The organism is Parcubacteria group bacterium (assembly GCA_016204045.1).
GTDB lineage: Bacteria > Patescibacteriota > Minisyncoccia > Phycocordibacterales > UBA2135 > JACQLQ01.
In genome coordinates this window covers 67,756-85,679 of record JACQLQ010000001.1, presented here as the reverse complement: position 1 = coordinate 85,679, position 17,924 = coordinate 67,756, and the positions used below count along the sequence as shown (strand labels likewise).

The window sequence follows — 17,924 nt, the reverse complement described above, 5'->3', positions numbered from 1 at the left end:
GTATGGAAGCAAAAAAATCATTGGGACAAAATTTTTTAAAAAACGAATCCATCGCTCGTGACCTTGTACGTGCCGCAGGGGTTGGCCCCGAAGATACTGTACTTGAAGTTGGTCCGGGCAAAGGAATGATAACTAAAATCCTCCTGGAGAAAGCACTGCGAGTCGTTGCCGTTGAGAAAGACGAGGCTCTTGCTGCGGAACTGGCGCAAACGTTCTCAGAGGAAGTGGGAAATGGAAAACTAACGGTCGTTTCCGCTGATATTCTTCTTTTTGATCCAAAAAACTACAACTTGGGAGCTGGGAGTTACAAGCTCGTCGGTTCCATTCCTTACTACATCACGGGTTTCTTTTTGCGACGCTTCCTCTCGATTGACCCACAACCAGAAACGATCGCGCTCATTATCCAAAAAGAGGTAGCGCGGCGTATTATCGGGGGTGGGCGAGAGTCTCTCCTCTCAATATCGGTAAAGGTCTACGGTGAACCACGCTATGTCAAAACAATACGAGCAGGCTCCTTCGATCCGACACCAAAGGTAGACTCGGCAATCCTAAGCATAGAGAACATTTCCCGTGGTGCATTTGACACCACTTCTGAAGACAGATTTTTTACTGTTCTCCGCGCCGGCTTCGCGCATCCACGGAAAAAACTCTTGGGTAACTTGGCACACACTGGCATCGACAAAAATGCTTTTGAAAAGGCGTCCGTCAATGTAAACGCTCGAGCAGAAAATCTTTCGGTCGACGAGTGGAAAAGGCTCGCGCAGACAATTTCAGATTTATGATTCAATCTCTCAAGTTTTTTGGTTCACCGTTTATGCTCCATTGCCTCGTCATTGTTGGCGCCCTGCTCGGAGCTCTTGCTTTCTCATATGACGTTCTTTGGTGGCTTATTTTCTTATCGCCCACTCCTCTTCTCGTGAGCATCTACAACGAGGGTGTTCTTAACAAACGATTATTCTTCCTTTGCTTGCTATGGGGAACCATCTTCTTTGGGGGAGTTTTGTGGTGGCTATGGCACACACTTCCCTTGAACTGGCTTGGCGTTACCGACCCGGCACTCCAAAGAATCGCCATTCTCCTGTATTGGGGTACGATTTCTCTTTTTCTTGGTATTTTTCCCGCTCTTTGGGGACTTTCTGCACGCTTCTTGTTTACAAAAACACCTTTTGACATACTGCTCTTCCCGTCATTGTGGATACTTTTTGAATATGCTCGATCGTGGGCGTTTTCGCTTTTCGCCTATGGGGAGGGGACGATTGTCGGAGGGCACTGGAGCGTCGGCGTACTTGGCTATGCCCTTGCTGAACATGCGTTCCTTCGCTCATTTGCAAGTCTTGGGGGTGTTTATCTTCTTTCGTTCATAGTTGTCGGGGTGACAAGCACTGTTTCTTGGATACTCCTCCGGGGGCACGGCGCCCTTAGGGGCAAAGTCGTACTTTTAGGGGGTTTGGTGGCGTTTGTCGCTCTAAGTACTTTTTTTGCACCCTTTTCCGTGGGTATAAAGCAAAATCATGAGCATTCCCTGCGTGTCGCTGTCATGCAAACCAATTTTCCCCCTGGTTTTCAAGGGAAAATTGGGGAAACAAGGAATTTTCTCGCCCTAGAGTCATTGGTTGCGCAAATAAGAAAAGCTGGGGAAAATCCGGATATCATCATTTTCCCGGAAGACTCGCTTTTCTTACAATCTCTTCTCCCCAAAGAAGGGGCTGGGTATTTTTTCAATACAATTCTAGGAGAAAAAGAGCGGTTAATTATCGATTCCGGCTCTGTTCGGGACACTTCCTCGTCCATGCACCTGCGCATGTACTATTTCAATACGAAAACGGGAGACATGCCGACACAAGACAAGCAATTGTTGGTTCCGCAAGGGGAGTATCGACCATTTTTTTACCAAATCATAGAGAAAGCTGCTGGGAAAAGTGCTTTGTTTGATCGCCTGGCCGAAAGACATTCCTATGCGCGGGGATTCTCCATGGAAACCGGCGAGGTGGCTGGGGTTAGGGTCGGGGGTCTCTTTTGCTCTGACGTCATGAGCCCCATACTGTATCGTGAAATGGCACAAAAAAGCCCTGGCGTCTTTGTAAATGTTGCTTCACACTCATGGTTCCACAATTCAAAACTCATGGAAAAACAAAGTAAAAATATGGGTAGTATACGTGCCGCTGAACACGGACGCCCATTTATACGCTCGGGAAACGGCACAATTTCCCTTGTCCTTAACGAAAACGGTGCTGTTATTGCAGAAACAGCTAGTGTTGGCAATGCTGTTTTGTTCGCAACCACCACACCGACGACTGGCGCCACCCCCTATACGCGCTTTGGGGACCTAATCCTCTTCATGGCGCTAGTAATATCGATTAGCGGGAAACTCTTCTTCTATTTCAAAAAACGCCCAGCTCCTGCTTTGTAATCCTCGCTTATAGTTCTTGGTCTTTATCCACACAAGACCTTTCAAAAGCCCATATCAAAAGGGGTGTCGTCTTGCTATAATTTAAAGTGCATAGCGCATTACCGAGCGTGAAATATTTTGCACAGAAAAAGTTCGCTTTTTTCTTCATAGCGACGGCCCTTTTCATTGCCGTGGTGTTCTTTGCTTTGCGTTACCAGTCAAGCGTTGAGACGACAGTTGGTGAAACAGAACATATAACCCTTGCGGCAAAAAACCCAGATTTTTCAAAGGACACCGACGAAGACGGACTCGCTGACTGGGAAGAGAGACTTGTTGGAACCAATCCAACCAACTCGGACACCGATGGAGATGGGGTGTCTGACAGAAAAGAGGTGTTCGCAGAACGTGACCCGACCACCAAAGAAACAGCGTCTCAACTTGCCGGAGAAAGTGGGGGCGAACACAACTTGACCGAGGAGGTGGCACAATCTCTTTTTGTTGATTACCTTGCCTCAAAAAAGAGCTCTTCTGGTCCCAACCCTGACGCGCTTGCCCTTTCGCTCGCGGAACAATCTGTTTCATCATCACTCTCCGAGCTTCCAACATATTCGAGCGCCCAAATAAAAACAGTCCCTGACGGAGGGGAGGCGGGCATACGCCAGTATGGCAACAATTTGGGGGCTATTCTTCAAAAGCATGCATTTAAAACAAAACATGAGGCGCTCATCCTCCGCGACGCCATTACAACGGGCGACAAAAGCGAACTAGAGAAACTATATCCCGTCGCAGCAGCGTATGGTGCCGTCGTCTATGACCTTGAGAAGCTCACTCCGCCGGCAAGCGTCGCCACACTTCACGCAGAGTTCCTTACAGGTTTTGCACGCATGCGCTACACCATACAAACATTCACTCGCACTTTTGAAGACCCCATGGCAACTTTGATCTCGGTACGACAATATCAAGAAAACGCCGAGTTGCTCTACAACGCATTCTCGGAGTCAGAACTTCTTTTCACAAAACACGGTATTACCTTTTCGGGAAACGAGCCGGGATATTTCGTTACACATGCGATTGACGCGGCCTTGGAGCTTGTTCAGAAACAGTAAGAGAGATGAATATGAACGCTTTACCTCTACAAATTAAGAAGGTGTGCGCCCTTATCCTTCTTGTGGCACTTTTTGCGCCCTCGGCAGGATTCCTTTTGGTGCCGAGAGAAGCGCACGCGGTGGCAAGTGGTAGCGTTGTCTACGACCCAACCAACTGGGTGGAAAACGCCCTCTCCGCGGCAAACTCGGTAACGCAAGTGGCTAGGGCCAATGCAGAGTGGATTAAAGAGTATGTGTTTGACCCTATCGCTTTCGCGCTCATTAACTCAATTATCCGCCAAATGACCGCAAACATTATCGACTGGATTAACTCCGGCTTTGATGGAAACCCCGCATTCATAACAGACCTTGATCGCCATCTCACCAACGCCTGTTATGGCACTTTCGACGATTTTGTTAATGAACTTGGCAGCACAAGAGGCCTAAACTCTCGCTCACAGATACTCCTTGCACGAAGCATTGCTCTCACTGACCCGTGCGCGACGATTCGGGGAGGGGATTTACTCTCTCCGAACATTGCTGAGGAGGCGTTTGCGCAATTTTTGTTCGACTTCAGATACGGCGGAACCGAACGTTTTGTACGAATGGTGCTTTGGGGACAAAACAACGCCTACGGACGTTACCTTATCGCAAGCAATGAGGCCTCTCGACGTTTGGATATAAACCGACAGAGCGAGCTCGAGCGACTTGGTTGGGGAGACGGTTTTCTCGAATGGAAAGAGTGTACGACGGTCCAGTGGGACAACCCCGACACTCCGGAGGTAGATGCGCCGCGACAGCGTTGCGAGACCGCAACTCCTGGTAAGGTCGTCGAGCACCAGCTGAATGATACCCTCGACAGCAACAAACGCCGAATCGAGATAGCAGACGAAATTGACGAGATTATAACGGCCCTGATGACACAGCTCACGGAACAGGCGCTCGCTGGTGGATTGCGCGCCCTTTCGGGCGGTGGGAATTCGTACACTAACCGGCTACGCAATGAATCCGGCGCCATCTCTGAAAGCGCCAAAATAGTCGCCATTGAGTCGGTGACATTTATCCGTGACACGGAAACCGCTTACCGAAGAGCAAAGCGCACGACACTTGGACACATTCAGGACTCCGAAAATCTTCTTCGCCAATTAAACGCTTGTTATGTAAGAAAAAGCGAGGAGGTTGCTTTGACTCCCGAAAATCGTTCTGAAGCTCTATCGAGAGCCCTGAGCGCCACAACCACTATAGCGACACGGATTACACCGGAAAAAACTCGTATCGCGGGTGACGTCGCCAAAGCTGATGCGAACCTGTCACGCCTCTCCTCTATCCTCGCTGATATGGAAAGTGCGAATTCGCCCGCCGAGATTGAGGAGGCAATTAGGGCGTTCCGTGAAGCAACAGAAGTAGTGGGCACCTCTTCTCCGGCAAGTGTCTTTCACACAAGTCTTGACGTAGTAAGAGCAGAAGACGAGATACGCGGAGCAGAAGAACAGACAACTGCGCTTGACCTCGAAACGGAGGAAAAAATCGCGGCCTGCAACGTCTTTCCATCCACCCCGCCACCAGACGAAACAGAATAGACACAATTACGACCACGATGTCGCCAACGTTATACAAAAAAATAACCTACGGGAAACAAGCCATCTTGACGTTGGTGTTTTTGGGGGTGCTTTTCAGCTCAATGTTTGCCTCTTTTGGTACCGTTGAAGCTCAAGGAGTAGAACCAGGGGGGACGAATAGCGGCCCAATAACAATTCAGGGTCAGCGACCCGGAGAAGACAATCCACTTCCAGACTGTGGCGTTACCAAAATTAGTGGCTGCTTAGTGCAGTTAACTAGCCTTATCTTTAAATTATCTACGCTGGTGCTTCATCTGGTCGGGAACGTGTTTAACTACGCCATCGCTTTTTCTCTTTCGAGCCAAGTAATTGATTCCGAGTTTGCAAGAGAGGGGTGGAAAATTGTTCGCGACCTCGCAAATCTTACATTTATCTTCATCCTCCTCTATATCGCGTTCGCGACCATGCTTCAGATGGGTGGAGTAAACATGCGCACCGCGCTTGCAAATCTCATTGTCGTGGCCCTTCTCATTAACTTCAGCTTATTCTTCACTCGTGTTGTCATCGATGCGGGCAACACCCTTGCTTTTGCGTTTTATAACAGCTTCGAGATTACCGGAGCAACTCAAAAATATATTGGGGGTGTGCCCGTAAAAAATATTAGTGACGCTCTTGTTGCAGGATTCGATCCGCAAACCCTTTTTGCCGACGAAAGCTTCGCAAAATGGAAAGATTCGGCAAGCGGCCATATAGGAATGGCGTTTGTGTTTATTTCTGCGTCAGTCATCGTCTTCATGTTCGCGTGGGCACTCTTTACCGCAAGCGCAATCTTCCTCATTCGTGTGCCGGTACTTTGGCTCCTCATGATCGCCGCACCTGCCGCATTTGCTGCGTGGATTGTGCCTGGGATGCGTGGGAAGTCAAACGAATGGTGGAGCACGCTTTGGAAACAATCGGTTGTTGTGGCTTTGTTCCTCTTCTTCTTGTATCTCATCGTGCATTTCATCGTCGACACCCCTTTCTTTGACAGTGTCGGCATCACAAGCACCCCCGCTAACGGAAGTTTGGGCGATGAGTTAAATGACCTCATCCTCCTTATTCTAGGTGTCCTGTTTAAGTTTGCAGTACTCTATATTTTGATAAAAATGGCGGTCAGTTACGCGCAGTCACTCTCCGGAGAGGCGGGTAAGATTGCCACAAATTGGAGCGGAAAAGCCATCGGATTTGCAACAGGGGCTGCCTCTGGAGGAGCGGGGTTTGTCTTTAAAAGACCCTTGGCTGCTATTGGAACTGCGTTCGTCGCAGAGGCAGCTAGGGCGGCAGAAGGATTTCAAAAGGCAGATAAGGGGGTCACTGGACGCATTGCCGGAACACTCCGTAGAATCCCCGTTCTGGGCACAGCAACAACTAAGGCATTGGGCCGAGTTGGCGCACGGGCAGAAACTGATATCCAAAAAATGGAGGCTGAACTCAAGGCTTTGTCTGATGACGCGGTTAAGAACGTTGCTGCCTCAACGCTTTCTGGCACGCGTCGCGCTGCCGCAGTACGCCTTCTTGCTCAAAAGGGGAATCTTAGCGCGGCTCGAGATTTTAACGCCGATGACGTAACGCAGGCCATTGCTGAACTTAAAAGTAGGAACATAAGTACAAAGCCGATTGAAGGCCTCAGGTGGCAATACTCTACCACCCCAGCAGAACGGGCACACCCAGATACCATTAGGACGGTTACCCCTGCCACCGTAGAGAAATTGAATGGAAGCTGGTTTACGGACCCGACGGTGACTGCGGCAATGTTTAGGCAATTTCATGGGGGACACGTTAGGGCAATATTGGAACACAACGACGCAGCTGTGCCAACCGGGTTTTTTGATCAGCTTTCTTCAATGATGTACACCGACCCGGTATTTGGCCCACGACCCGTCGGGAGAAGCCTCTCCAATGTTAAAACCTACCTTTCGGCTATCGGCAATAAAAGATTATCTACTTGGGCCCAAAGCCGTGAAGGAAGCAACACCCTGAGGGCCCATGGCTTCGCATAATCAAAAGTGACATATGAATATCATCGACCCACAAAAATTTCGTACACTTTATAAAAATCTTCCTGAAAATGTGAAGGAGGCGTATTCATCAGTTGGAGTAACAGAACAAATTGAGAATATTGGGAAAAAATACAATCTTCATGTTGATAAAATTGCGGATCTGAATGATGAGGTGGGGTGGGTCATGATTGGCGCAACACACCCAAAAGATTTCGTGGGAAAAATTGCTGACCGCCTAGGTGTTGATGCGGGAAGTGCGCATACAATTGCCACTGATATCAATGAACAGATTTTTCGACCAATCCGTGAATCGTTGAAAAAAATTCACCAGATAACGGGGGACTCCTCTTCGGTTGAGACTGTGTCGGACAATCAAGTCGCGCCAAAATCTACAGTTCCCGCTATTGTCACAGGAGGAGCCGTGGGGAATACAGACACCACGAAATCTAATCAGGCGTTTGAACCAAAAGCATCCGAAAAAGCGGGAGACGTTCCGGAGAATCTACCGGAAGAAACAGAGGGGGAGCCCGCTCCAGAAATAGACAAAGAATACCCGATTACCGAACCAATAGAAAGCAAGCTAGAACTCTTGCAAATGATCGAGGGGGGGCAAGAGAGCGCAACCCTTCCTACGCCAAAGAATGAGTCTGTATCGTCAGGGATTACCCCGAGTGCGCCAACCGATCTGGTGCGCACACAACTTCAAGAAACTGTGCATACGCCCCACGAAAAAGTTGAGCATTACGGAGAAGGCGACCCATACCGTGAGCCAATAGAATAGTTTGTGGTCCATAGGCTAAAGACTGGTAACTTAATTATGCGTTTCCAAACACCACAATTTATTGAGATAGAAGATAGGATTTTCGGCCCGCTGACGTTTCGACAGTTCATCTATCTTGCTGGGGGGGCGGGTATGGTTTTTCTCTTGTGGCGGCTTCTCCCCATTTTCCTTTCCATTCCGCTCATCGTGGGAGTGGGGGGGTTGTCACTTGCGCTCGCGTTTTACAAAGTGAATGACCGCAGCTTCGTCTACGCACTTGAGGCGCTGTTCCGGTATGTGACACGTGGTAAACTGTATTTATGGAAGAAGCAGCCTAAGGCTGCCGAAAGACCGGAGGCGTTGCCGCAGGAGTCGGGTCTCGTAGTGCCAAAGCTATCGGAAAGCAAGCTCAAAGATATTGCCTGGAGTTTAGACGTCCACGACAGCATTTACGCCGGACAAGAAAAAAATAGTCGATAGCTCGTAGTCGATAGCCTACAGACTAAGGACTAAAGACTACTGACCGAATTATGGTTTCAACATCAACTCAAGAATTCGTTCCAATTAGGGAAATCCGAAACGGCATTATCATCCTTAAGGATGGTTCTCTCCGCTTGGTGCTTATGGCCTCTTCCCACAACCTGGCACTCAAATCAGAAGATGAACAAGAGGCAATCCTTTCGCAGTTTCAGAACACCTTAAACTCTCTCGATTTCTCGATACAATTCTTCGTACAGTCGCGCAAACTCGATATTAGACCCTACATTTCACTCCTTCAGGAGCGGGAAAAGGAGCAAACATCGGATCTTATGCGCCTCCAGGTGGGGGAGTATATAGAATTCATCAAAAGTTTTTCGGAAACCGTCAATATCATGACAAAAACTTTTTTTATCGTAATCCCATATTCTCCCTCGGTCCTCGGCAAGGCGGGTGGTGACCTTATTAGTCGTTTCACTGGGAGGACGCGGCAAGAGGGGAAAGAGGCACACCTAGAGTCATTCGAAGAAAACCGTACTCAACTTGAGCAGCGCGCTTCCGTTGTCGAGCAGGGACTTGCGTCAACGGGTATTCGCGTCGCACGCCTTGGGACAGAAGAGCTTATAGAGCTTTTCTTCAAGATGTTTAACCCCGGCGAAGTAGAAAAACCAATTCCATCAGAGAAAGCGGCTAAGATATAATCAATTAATCATGGGTTTGCTCGACAAAATCTTAAAACGAGAAGAGAAAACGGAGATTTCACCAATTCTTCCGCAAGAAATTTATGAAGCGGGAGTCTTGGAGTTGCGCGACATTATCGCTCCCGCCGCCTTGAAGATCGAGCCGAGACAATTCTACTTAAGCGAGAAAATAGCGCGTACCTTTTTTGCAATTTCCTATCCACGCTTTCTTTCAGACAACTGGCTTTCTCCCATCATCAATCTCGACAAAATCTTTGATATCTCCATCTTTGTGCACCCAATTGACACTGGCCAGGCTCTTCGTGAGTTCCAAAAAAAGGTTGCCGAGGTGCAGAGCCAGATCAGCATCCGCGAAGAAAAGGGTCTTGTGCGCGACCCAAAGCTCGACACTGCATACCAAGACCTCGAAGCGCTCCGAGACAAGCTCCAGCAAGCACAAGAGCGACTTTTCGACGTGGGTCTCTATATCACTATCTATGGTGACACCGAGAGCGAGGTGGACAAAATCGAACAGGAGATTAAAACGATGCTCGAGTCGAAGTTGGTATATATCCGCCCAGCCCTCTTCCAACAAGAGGAGGGGTATCGAAGTGTGCTCCCCATCGCAGATGACCGCCTGAATGTTCATTCGAAACTTAACTCGTCGCCACTTTCCTCTTTCTTCCCATTCGTGTCTTTCGATCTGACATCCGACCGAGGTATTTTGTATGGAGTAAACCGTCATAACTCAAGCCTCGTCTTGTTTGATCGCTTCTCGATGCCGAACTACAACTCTATTATGTTCGCGACATCAGGTGCTGGGAAATCATACGCCACAAAACTTGAAATCTTGCGATCGCTCATGTTCGACATTGATGTTATCGTCATTGACCCGGAACGTGAGTACGAATACCTTGCAGAAGCGACGGGTGGACGATACTTCAATATTTCATTGACCTCCGAGCACCACATTAATCCCTTTGACCTACCCCCAGTGGGAGAGGGGGAGGCGCCAGCAGACGTGCTACGCTCTAATATTGTTAACTTAGTCGGACTCTTCCGTATTATGTTGGGTGGGCTTACTCCGGAAGAAGACTCTATTATCGACCGTGCGATCACTGAAACCTATGCGCTCAAAGATATTACGCCTGATTCAAACTTCTCAAACATTGCACCTCCACTACTTTCTGACTTTGAGCTCGTGCTCGCTGGAATGAAGGGCGGGGAATCACTCTCCCAGCGCCTTACCAAATACACCAAGGGGACATGGAGCGGCTTCATCAACCGCCCGACAAATGTGGACATCAACAAAAAGTTCGTTGTTTTCTCCGTCCGAGACATGGAGGATGAGCTTAAGCCTGTTGCGATGTATATCGTCACGCATTTCATTTGGAACGCAGTCCGAAAGAATCTCAAAAAACGTCTTATGGTTATCGATGAGGCGTGGTGGATGATGAAACAAGAAGATACAGCCTCTTTCCTCTTCTCGCTTGCGAAGCGTGGCCGAAAGTACTACCTTGGACTCGCAACAATTACACAGGACGTAAACGACTTTCTTCGTTCACCTTATGGTGAGGCAATTATCAACAACTCGTCGATCCGTCTTCTCCTTAAACAATCAACCTCTGCTATCGATCTCGTGCAAAAAACCTTTAACCTCACAAATGAGGAGAAGTTTCTCCTTCTCGAATCAGACGTTGGTGAGGGGATTTTCTTTGCCGGGTTAAAACACGTCGCAATGAAAACTATTGCCTCATACGCCGAAGACCAAATTATCACGTCAGACCCATCAGAGCTTCTCGCAATTAAGAGGGCGCGCGAGACTCCGGCGGGAGAACCACCCATCGAGGAAGCTTCCAAAAGCTAAATTCTAGATTCTGCATTCTAAAAATGTCTAAGCTTGTAACAACACTCTTCATCTCGCTATCTTTACTCTTCCCTCTGTGGACGAGTGCACAGACTATTGCTCCGGTTCTCCAGGTTGCTGTTTCACCAACAACGCCCGGACCTGGACAGGAGGTCACTCTTTCACTTTCTTCCTCCGCGGCCGACCTTAATCGCTCCACTATTTCATGGACACAAAGTGGGCGCGTTGTTTCAAGCGGGCGAGGGGTAAAAACATTTCGCTTTTCGGCGGGTCCCTTGGGAAGTGCAACAACCATCACGGCTCTTGTGCGAACCATCGACGGCAAACAGTTGCGTGGCGAGACAGTCATCCGACCAGCAGAGGTCGACTTCCTTTGGGAGGCAGACACGTATACTCCACCGTTTTATCGAGGCAAGGCTCTGGCGTCGCCAGGAAGCACGGTCAGAGTCACTGCGGTCCCACACTTCGTACTTGGGAACGGCACACGCCTCGCTTCAAGTGAGCTAGTGTTCACGTGGTCTAAGGACCGTACTGTGCTTGGAAATCTCTCTGGGTACGGAAGGGACGTGGTTGAGCTGACAATGCCATCGGGATTCCGACCCGTTGACGTCATGGTTGAGGTTTCCTCCCTTCAAAATTCTTTTTCTGTTAAAAAAGAAATGCGTCTTGTTCCCCATGACTCACGCGTTCTTCTGTATGAACGGCACCCACTGTTGGGGGTCCTGTATAATAAGGCCTTACCAGGAGTCATTGATCTGGAGACAGAGGAAACGACACTGCGTGCTGAACCACTGTATTTTTCTTTGAACGACGTGCGCTTGGGCAAAATTTCTTTTGTTTGGTCGTTAAATGGACGTATGGTACCTGGTGGAGAAAGATCCGGCGAGATTACCCTGCGCCAGGAAGGATCTCAGCAATCCGCAAGCGTGGCGCAGATCTCTTTGGTTGTTGAAAATGCGGCGCGCGCACTCCAGGCCACAACAGCCGAATTTTTGGTAAACTTTGGTAGTGAGGAGAAAATTTAGTTTTGTACACATATGCACCGCTCATACTTAAAAAGGTTGCCTCTCTTTGGTCTTCTTGCCATTCTTTTACTTGTCGGTATTTTTGGTATTTTCGGAATCGCCTTTGCCCAAGGAACCCCCGGGGGGTACGTGCCCCTTGAGCAACTTCCGCCTTTGGGTGGTACCCCACAGGCGGAGACACCCGTGGGACGTTATATTGAGGGGTTTTTTAGTCTTGCTGTCGGCGCAGCAACTGTATTGGCGGTCCTTCTTATTGTCGTTGGGGGTATACAGTACATGGCAAGTGAGATAATCAGCGGAAAAGAAGAGGGGATGAAGAGAATGCAAAATGCCATATGGGGTTTCATCCTTATCCTATCGTCAGTGCTTATTCTCCAAACCATAAACCCCAACCTCTTAAATATTGATTTGCGCCTAGAGGGCATCAGTCCTGCCACCCCACCAAGTGCGCCGCCGGGATATTCTTACACCTGGGTGACAAATGTTAATTCGAGCGAGGATCGCTTGTGTCTAGACGTCCGCGGCGTAAGACAAGCACCCATCGCTGATCGATTCTGTTCTGGTGGTTCTCTCGGGAAGCCGGATTCTTCCTCGTTTTGTTGTATGTTACGTGAACCAGAGAGACCGGCTCCCTCTGGAAGACCGGAGTCTGAAGATTTTGCCGTTGAGGACACTGCGGAAATTGAGAATTATCGCACCAGGTGCACAACGAACAGTGGGACGTGGACGGCAAGATGTGTTTTTCCTCGAGAGGGCACGGTTTGTGAAATACTTCGGTATTCTTGTTTTGGTGGATGAGGCCACTCTACGCGTTGCTTAAAAATTGTTATCCCATGTCACAAAAAACCCTACTCATCATCGTTATCATCTTTACCATCTTGATTGGGGGGCTTTTTGGCGCGGCGTTTTACATTGCACGCGACACGGGACAATCAACAGGTGAGGTGTTGCTCGACTTTCTTCCTTTTGGGGGCGAGGTGGCAGATCGTCCCATTGTGGATGACCGGGGATTAACAGAGGAGGGAGAGGGCACCGGCGAAGAAGCTCCTGAGATGGGGATTCCTGTTGGCGCAACATTGTCTCAACTCACACGCATTCCTGTTTCTGGCGCGACAATTCTTGGGGAGGGGGCTTCAACAACAGTGCGATATATGGAGAGAGCGACAGGGCATGTCTACGATATTCGCCTTGAAAGTGGTGAAAAGAGCCGTATTACCAACACCACACTTCTTACAGTAGAGGAGGTCGTGTGGAACGAAACTGGCAACAGGCTTATCCTTCGCTATTTGGGGGAAGATGACACGATAAAAACCTTTCTCGGAGAGATTATAAAGAACGGCGGACAAAGCCCTGGAAAAATTACGGGCGTGTTCATGCCCGACGACATCCTATTTGTCGCCCCATCACCAGACGCAAAAGAGGTCTTTTATCTCGCGCGCTTCGGCACTCGTGCAGTGGGTACGCGTGTGTCGTTTGAAAACAAGAATCTCAAAAATGTCTTCAACTTCCCGTTTGCAGAGTGGTTGGGCGGATGGCAAAGCGCTGGAATTACACTCTTAACCACAAGGCCATCGGAGAATATAACGGGTGTTTCGTACGCACTCAACATGCAAACCGGGGCACTTGCAAAACTCACTCAAGGGCGCGGTCTCACCTCAAATCTCTCTCCAGACGCCAACCTGCTCCTTTATTCCACATACCAAAGTGGTATTCTTGAAAGTTTCGTTCTCAATCGAAAAACAGCAACCACTCAACCCCTCTCACTTTCTCTACTCCCAGAAAAGTGCGTCTGGGGTCACAAAAACACGGGGACGCTCTTCTGTGCTGTCCCAGAGAGATCGTTTTCCCTTGAAACGTGGTATGCCGGGGGCTCCGCGACATCAGACGACTTGTGGCGCATTGATGCCGATGGGGGAATACAAACGTTCCTCGTCTCTTCGAAGAGAGATGCTCGAACACCAATAGATGCTGTGAATCCAGTGCTCTCAAAAGACGAAACATACCTTATTTTCAAGAATAAAATCGACAACACGCTCTGGCTTCTAAAAAACAACCCCCTATACTAGGGGTTGTTTTTTAGAACGTTCCGATGTATCCCTTGTCTCCTGTTCTTTTACACTAAAATGAGAGAGCGCGCCCGCTATCACTCTCGGGATCCACAAACTTCATAACAACGCGGCGCTCGCGCCCAGAGCCCGTAGACTCTGTTTTTATATCTGGAGTCTGTGAGAAAAAGGAGTGCACAATCATGCGCTCATACGGATTCATCGGCTCCAACTCAATGCTCGATTTGAAAAAACGTGCCCGTTCCGCCATGATTGTTGCTTTGTTTTTGAGTTCCTCAATTCGTTTCTCTTGGTGATCATTTACGTCCACCATAAATGACATTGTCTCGCGCGCACCCTCTTCTTCATCGCGTTCCAATATCTTTTTCATCAAATGGTTTATGGCAAGTAGTGTTTTGCCCTCCTCTCCAATAAGAAGGTGGGGTTCCTCTGTTACAATAGAAATCTTTGTGATTGCACCGTCGTGGAGATCTTTGACACCATCAAAACGCCAGTCCACACACAAACGGGACAAAATATCTTCAACGATTTTTTGGGCACGCTCTTGATTCATGGGGTAGTGATAGATCAATTAAGGCAAATCCTTGAATTTTCCTCACTATACCGCATTGCCCCTCTTTTGCAAATCCTCTACATCTTATGTTCTACTTTTTGCGATAAGAGTAACCTTTTTTGCTTTGTGTCGAACGTACAATTCATGAATGATGGTGAACACGTTGGATGTTACCCAGTACAATGCAACAGCCGATGATATGGTGTACGCGATAAACGCAACAAAGATCGGGAGTCCGTATTTCATTTGCAGTTGAAAGCTTCTCATGAAATCGTCTTTGAGTGACGGTTTATTGCCCTCGTTCGTGCTCTCTGGGAGAGTGGGGATCGAAAGTTTAATTTGGAAATATTGTGAGATGCCAGCCAAAAGCGCGAGCACGACACTCTTCTCAGACATATTAACGAGGCTAAGGAAATTGAGGTTTACCGTTGCGGGTACGTCGACAAAAGAATATAGTGCTCCGGGGTCAAAATTTCCGTTTTGGATACCTTTCCAAAACACCCAATAAAGCGCGATAATGAAGGGGATTTGAACAATGAAGAGGAGGCAGCCCGAGAAGGGGTTAATTCCGTGTTCTTTGTACAGTTCCATCATTTTCTGTGCCTGTATTTGCTTGTCCTCTTTGTGCTTTTCGCGAAGCTTTGTGACTTCAGGTTCAATTTCTTTAATTTTTCTTTGTGCCTTTGTTGATTTGTGTGTGAGCGGAAGAAGCACAAACTTGACCAGGATGGTCAGGGTGATAATCGCAATTCCGACATCCGCAAACGGCACCCATGAAACCAAAAAAACCAACCCGTTGTATAGGGGTTGATAGAAAACAATGTGAAAAGCATCTCCGATCATTGTTGTATTCTAGCTAAATCTGCGTGGTGGCGCAAAATCATCGCAGGGGGTCAATCCATTCTTTTTGCCATGGGTGACAGCGAAAAACCCGTGCGAGAGCCCGCATGCCACCACCCCAAACGCCATACTTTACTATTGCCTCTTTTGCATATTGGGAACACGATGGATAAAAACAGCACACGGTGCTGCTCCTGACCCGCAGCATCCCCCTATCGGGGGAGAAAAGTGTTTGATAGCAGTTGATGAGTAGTACGGCAATATATCGCATGATATGTATGACCGCGAGCCGTTATATCAAGGGTTCTCGCTCCACGATCTGTAGCTTACACGAGCTGCGCCTCCTTAAAAAGAGAGAGGATTTCTTTTTTGAGCGCAGCAAACGACGCTGTGTCTGCTCCTTTTTTGAAGAAAACCACGCAAGAATGACACGGGGAAATGCTTTGAATCTCGCGAAGGGTAGCGTAGCCGCGTCGCTTAATGCGGTTTCTGGCTGTTGCTTTTGCGGCGACTTTTTTCGACACAACAAAAGCGAACGTGCTTGGTTCCTTCTCGCACTGCTTCTTTTCGAGCACTCGCAAAGACAGAAGGGGGGAGTGGAGTGTTCTCCCTTTTTTTAGAATGGGGGCAAATTCACTCCTCGCCACCCTACGGTTTTTGGGGAACATAGGAGGAGACTCTGTGGGGAATTATGCCGCTAACCTCTTTCGTCCTTTGCGCTGTCTTCTTTTTAGGGTTTTGCGCCCCCCTGCGCTTCTTTTCCTTACCAAAAACCCGTGGGTCTTCTTCCTTTTCCTTGTTTTGGGATGATATTTCTTTGCCATTATGCTTCATAGTCTACCATAAACGCCTTAAAAACAAAATTGTGGTGCGCAAGTGGCACAAAAAGTGTCAAAAAAGTTCGCTGTTGGGTTGGTATGTTTCGTTTCAACGAAAAAATCTGCTCACGCGAGCCAAAACTGTTCAACTTGTTGCTATACACACCTTATGAACAGCTTATCAACATATTGAGGCTCTTTTCGCAAGTTCTCTCGTGTTTGGTTTACCGATATACTATAGAGATTATTGGTGTCTGCCTTTCACTTCATTCACTTGTAACTTTCTCCTCATGCAAGAATCAGAGACAAAAACAGCAACCGACATCGAGCAACTCTGGGAACGCGCCCTCACTGAGATAGAACTTAGCGTTTCGAAGGCAAATTTTACTACGTGGTTTAAAAATACTTGTGTTTTAAAGGAGGAGGAGGGGGTAATACATATCTCTGTGCCTAATGGTTTTGTGAAAGAGTGGCTTCAGGGGAAATATCACAAGTTTATTTTGAAGTCTCTGCGCAATGTTTCTCCGTACGTACGGGGTGTTGACTACGTTATTGTCCCTCGAGGAGAAAAATACACCGAAAAACAGGAAAAGGAGCGTGGGGTCCCGTCATACACAAACGAGCTTCCTCTTAAGGATCTTTACGTTAACAAGGAAGATAACTTAAACCCGCGGTACACATTCGATTCGTTCGTCGTGGGACCCTTCAACGAGGTTGCTTATGCCGCCGCCCGTTCGATTATAGAGTCTCCTGGGCACTCGTATAATCCGTTATTCGTCTATGGAGGAACTGGTCTTGGCAAAACACACCTTCTACAAGCGACGGGGAATAAAATAAAGGAGACAGCAAAAGACAAAAGGGTCTTTTATGTAACGGCGGAACGTTTTTATCTTGATTTTGTGAACGCCGTTGGGGCAAACAAGGTTGGAACCTTTAAAGAAAAATATAGAAAATATGATGTTTTAATTATGGACGATGTCCAGTTTTTGACCGGCAAACAAAGCACCCAAGACGAGCTCTTCCACCTCTTTAATGAGCTTTACGACAAAAACAAACAGATTATCTTTTCTTCCGATAAGCACCCGAACTATATTGGCACTCTGGAGGACCGCCTCCGTTCACGCTTTGGGGCGGGTATGATTATTGATATTCAAGACCCCAACTTTGAGTCAAAGGTGGCGATTTTACAATCAAAATCAAAGAATATTGATTTTTGCCCTTCTCCCGAGATTATCGATCACGTCGCAAACACAGCGCGAGGAAGCATACGTGAGCTTGAGGGTGTTTTGAATGTTATTGTGTGCCAAGCACAGCTCAAAAAGCGCAATCTCACAATAAACGAGGTTAAGTCGCTTATAAAAAATAGTGAAAAACCTCGAAAATCATTGTCTGTTGATGATGTTGTTGGTATTGTTTCCGGATTTTATAACATAGAAAAAGGGGTGATATATGAAAAAACAAGGAGAAAGGAGGTTGTCCGCCCTCGACAAATCATCATGTTCTTGCTTCGCGAGGACTTTGGTATCTCTTTTCCGACAATAGGACAAAAGTTGGGGGGAAGAGATCACACAACAGTTATCCATTCATGTGAAAAGGTTAAGAGGGATATTGCGATGGATGTGGTGCTTTCTCAAGACCTTGAGCAGATCCGATCAATGTTTTAGTTGTGTGGATTAGTTGTTGAAAGTTTGGGTATAACGTAGGGATTGGTTGTTGAAAAGATTGGTATATTTCTTGAGTTGGTGACGTGTGGGTTGTATGCTAGT

Annotated in this window: 18 protein-coding genes; 13 read left to right on the top strand and 5 right to left on the bottom strand. The window is 47.8% G+C overall.

Translation table 11 applies throughout. The features are described from left to right. Positions 1 to 2 precede the first annotated feature (2 nt). The 12 genes from rsmA to HY455_00440 all read left to right on the top strand — a co-directional run bounded on the left by rsmA (position 3) and on the right by HY455_00440 (position 13,947). Entirely contained in the window at positions 3 to 782 is a 780-nt protein-coding gene (rsmA, locus tag HY455_00495; GenBank protein ID MBI4118011.1) for a ribosomal RNA small subunit methyltransferase A, read from the top strand. Further along, entirely contained in the window at positions 779 to 2,410 is a 1,632-nt protein-coding gene (lnt, locus tag HY455_00490) for an apolipoprotein N-acyltransferase (protein ID MBI4118010.1), read from the top strand. Before rsmA ends, lnt begins: the two co-directional genes overlap by 4 nt. An 86-nt stretch (positions 2,411 to 2,496) precedes the next feature. Next, positions 2,497 to 3,495: a hypothetical protein gene (locus HY455_00485; GenBank protein ID MBI4118009.1), complete on the top strand. Its 999-nt coding sequence runs from the start codon at positions 2,497 to 2,499 to the stop codon at positions 3,493 to 3,495. An 11-nt stretch (positions 3,496 to 3,506) separates the two neighbouring features. Continuing rightward, positions 3,507 to 5,054, top strand: coding sequence for a hypothetical protein (locus tag HY455_00480; protein MBI4118008.1), 1,548 nt, complete (start codon positions 3,507 to 3,509; stop codon positions 5,052 to 5,054). A 17-nt stretch (positions 5,055 to 5,071) separates the two neighbouring features. Continuing rightward, positions 5,072 to 7,072, top strand: coding sequence for a hypothetical protein (locus HY455_00475; protein MBI4118007.1), 2,001 nt, complete (start codon positions 5,072 to 5,074; stop codon positions 7,070 to 7,072). Positions 7,073 to 7,085: 13 nt separating this feature from the next. After that, the gene (locus HY455_00470) at positions 7,086 to 7,853 is read left to right on the top strand and encodes a hypothetical protein (protein ID MBI4118006.1); all 768 of its coding nucleotides are present in this window, start codon (positions 7,086 to 7,088) and stop codon (positions 7,851 to 7,853) included. 36 nt (positions 7,854 to 7,889) lie between these two features. Further along, a complete protein-coding gene (locus tag HY455_00465) occupies positions 7,890 to 8,312 on the top strand; it encodes a PrgI family protein (protein MBI4118005.1) in 423 nt (140 codons plus the stop codon). Between the two features lie 50 nt (positions 8,313 to 8,362). Beyond that, positions 8,363 to 9,010 (top strand): hypothetical protein, encoded by a 648-nt coding sequence (locus HY455_00460; protein MBI4118004.1) that lies wholly within the window; start codon positions 8,363 to 8,365, stop codon positions 9,008 to 9,010. A gap of 10 nt (positions 9,011 to 9,020) precedes the next feature. Further along, positions 9,021 to 10,856: a DUF87 domain-containing protein gene (locus HY455_00455; protein ID MBI4118003.1), complete on the top strand. Its 1,836-nt coding sequence runs from the start codon at positions 9,021 to 9,023 to the stop codon at positions 10,854 to 10,856. Positions 10,857 to 10,879: 23 nt separating this feature from the next. Further along, positions 10,880 to 11,881, top strand: a complete 1,002-nt coding sequence (locus tag HY455_00450) for a hypothetical protein (GenBank protein ID MBI4118002.1) — start codon at positions 10,880 to 10,882, stop codon at positions 11,879 to 11,881. A gap of 12 nt (positions 11,882 to 11,893) precedes the next feature. Further along, positions 11,894 to 12,679, top strand: coding sequence for a hypothetical protein (locus HY455_00445; GenBank protein ID MBI4118001.1), 786 nt, complete (start codon positions 11,894 to 11,896; stop codon positions 12,677 to 12,679). Between the two features lie 35 nt (positions 12,680 to 12,714). Continuing rightward, positions 12,715 to 13,947, top strand: a complete 1,233-nt coding sequence (locus tag HY455_00440) for a hypothetical protein (GenBank protein MBI4118000.1) — start codon at positions 12,715 to 12,717, stop codon at positions 13,945 to 13,947. Positions 13,948 to 13,999: 52 nt separating this feature from the next. Here the strand turns inward: HY455_00440 and HY455_00435 are convergent, their stop codons facing one another. From HY455_00435 to rpmH, 5 genes are all read right to left on the bottom strand, one after another. Further along, positions 14,000 to 14,500, bottom strand: a complete 501-nt coding sequence (locus HY455_00435) for a hypothetical protein (protein MBI4117999.1) — start codon at positions 14,498 to 14,500, stop codon at positions 14,000 to 14,002. Positions 14,501 to 14,584: 84 nt separating this feature from the next. Then, complete coding sequence (locus HY455_00430; GenBank protein ID MBI4117998.1) at positions 14,585 to 15,343, bottom strand: membrane protein insertase YidC; 759 nt, start codon at positions 15,341 to 15,343, stop codon at positions 14,585 to 14,587. Between the two features lie 37 nt (positions 15,344 to 15,380). After that, a complete protein-coding gene (locus HY455_00425; protein ID MBI4117997.1) occupies positions 15,381 to 15,611 on the bottom strand; it encodes a membrane protein insertion efficiency factor YidD in 231 nt (76 codons plus the stop codon). Between the two features lie 55 nt (positions 15,612 to 15,666). After that, positions 15,667 to 16,008 carry a ribonuclease P protein component gene (gene rnpA / locus HY455_00420; GenBank protein ID MBI4117996.1) on the bottom strand — a complete coding sequence of 114 codons (342 nt, stop codon included), beginning with the start codon at positions 16,006 to 16,008 and terminating at the stop codon, positions 15,667 to 15,669. A gap of 21 nt (positions 16,009 to 16,029) precedes the next feature. Then, positions 16,030 to 16,164: a 50S ribosomal protein L34 gene (rpmH, locus tag HY455_00415; protein MBI4117995.1), complete on the bottom strand. Its 135-nt coding sequence runs from the start codon at positions 16,162 to 16,164 to the stop codon at positions 16,030 to 16,032. Positions 16,165 to 16,448: 284 nt separating this feature from the next. On the opposite strand from rpmH, the gene dnaA reads away from it, so the two are divergent. Beyond that, on the top strand, positions 16,449 to 17,822 hold the full coding sequence (dnaA, locus tag HY455_00410) for a chromosomal replication initiator protein DnaA (GenBank protein MBI4117994.1): 1,374 nt from the start codon (positions 16,449 to 16,451) through the stop codon (positions 17,820 to 17,822). The last annotated feature ends 102 nt before the right edge of the window (positions 17,823 to 17,924 follow it).

Bases quoted from the DNA above. Each gene is read 5' to 3' on its own strand.
- HY455_00435 (MBI4117999.1), bottom strand. From the start codon at position 14,500: ATGAATCAAGAGCGTGCCCAAAAAATCGTTGAAGATATTTTGTCCCGT.
- HY455_00465 (MBI4118005.1), top strand. From the start codon at position 7,890: ATGCGTTTCCAAACACCACAATTTATTGAGATAGAAGATAGGATTTTC.
- HY455_00480 (MBI4118008.1), top strand. From the start codon at position 3,507: ATGAACGCTTTACCTCTACAAATTAAGAAGGTGTGCGCCCTTATCCTT.
- HY455_00470 (MBI4118006.1), top strand. From the start codon at position 7,086: ATGAATATCATCGACCCACAAAAATTTCGTACACTTTATAAAAATCTT.
- rnpA (MBI4117996.1), bottom strand. From the start codon at position 16,008: ATGTTCCCCAAAAACCGTAGGGTGGCGAGGAGTGAATTTGCCCCCATT.
- HY455_00475 (MBI4118007.1), top strand. From the start codon at position 5,072: ATGTCGCCAACGTTATACAAAAAAATAACCTACGGGAAACAAGCCATC.
- HY455_00460 (MBI4118004.1), top strand. From the start codon at position 8,363: ATGGTTTCAACATCAACTCAAGAATTCGTTCCAATTAGGGAAATCCGA.
- HY455_00430 (MBI4117998.1), bottom strand. From the start codon at position 15,343: ATGATCGGAGATGCTTTTCACATTGTTTTCTATCAACCCCTATACAAC.
- lnt (MBI4118010.1), top strand. From the start codon at position 779: ATGATTCAATCTCTCAAGTTTTTTGGTTCACCGTTTATGCTCCATTGC.
- HY455_00455 (MBI4118003.1), top strand. From the start codon at position 9,021: ATGGGTTTGCTCGACAAAATCTTAAAACGAGAAGAGAAAACGGAGATT.
- HY455_00450 (MBI4118002.1), top strand. From the start codon at position 10,880: ATGTCTAAGCTTGTAACAACACTCTTCATCTCGCTATCTTTACTCTTC.
- HY455_00440 (MBI4118000.1), top strand. From the start codon at position 12,715: ATGTCACAAAAAACCCTACTCATCATCGTTATCATCTTTACCATCTTG.
- dnaA (MBI4117994.1), top strand. From the start codon at position 16,449: ATGCAAGAATCAGAGACAAAAACAGCAACCGACATCGAGCAACTCTGG.
- rpmH (MBI4117995.1), bottom strand. From the start codon at position 16,164: ATGGCAAAGAAATATCATCCCAAAACAAGGAAAAGGAAGAAGACCCAC.
- HY455_00445 (MBI4118001.1), top strand. From the start codon at position 11,894: ATGCACCGCTCATACTTAAAAAGGTTGCCTCTCTTTGGTCTTCTTGCC.
- HY455_00425 (MBI4117997.1), bottom strand. From the start codon at position 15,611: ATGCGATATATTGCCGTACTACTCATCAACTGCTATCAAACACTTTTC.
- rsmA (MBI4118011.1), top strand. From the start codon at position 3: ATGGAAGCAAAAAAATCATTGGGACAAAATTTTTTAAAAAACGAATCC.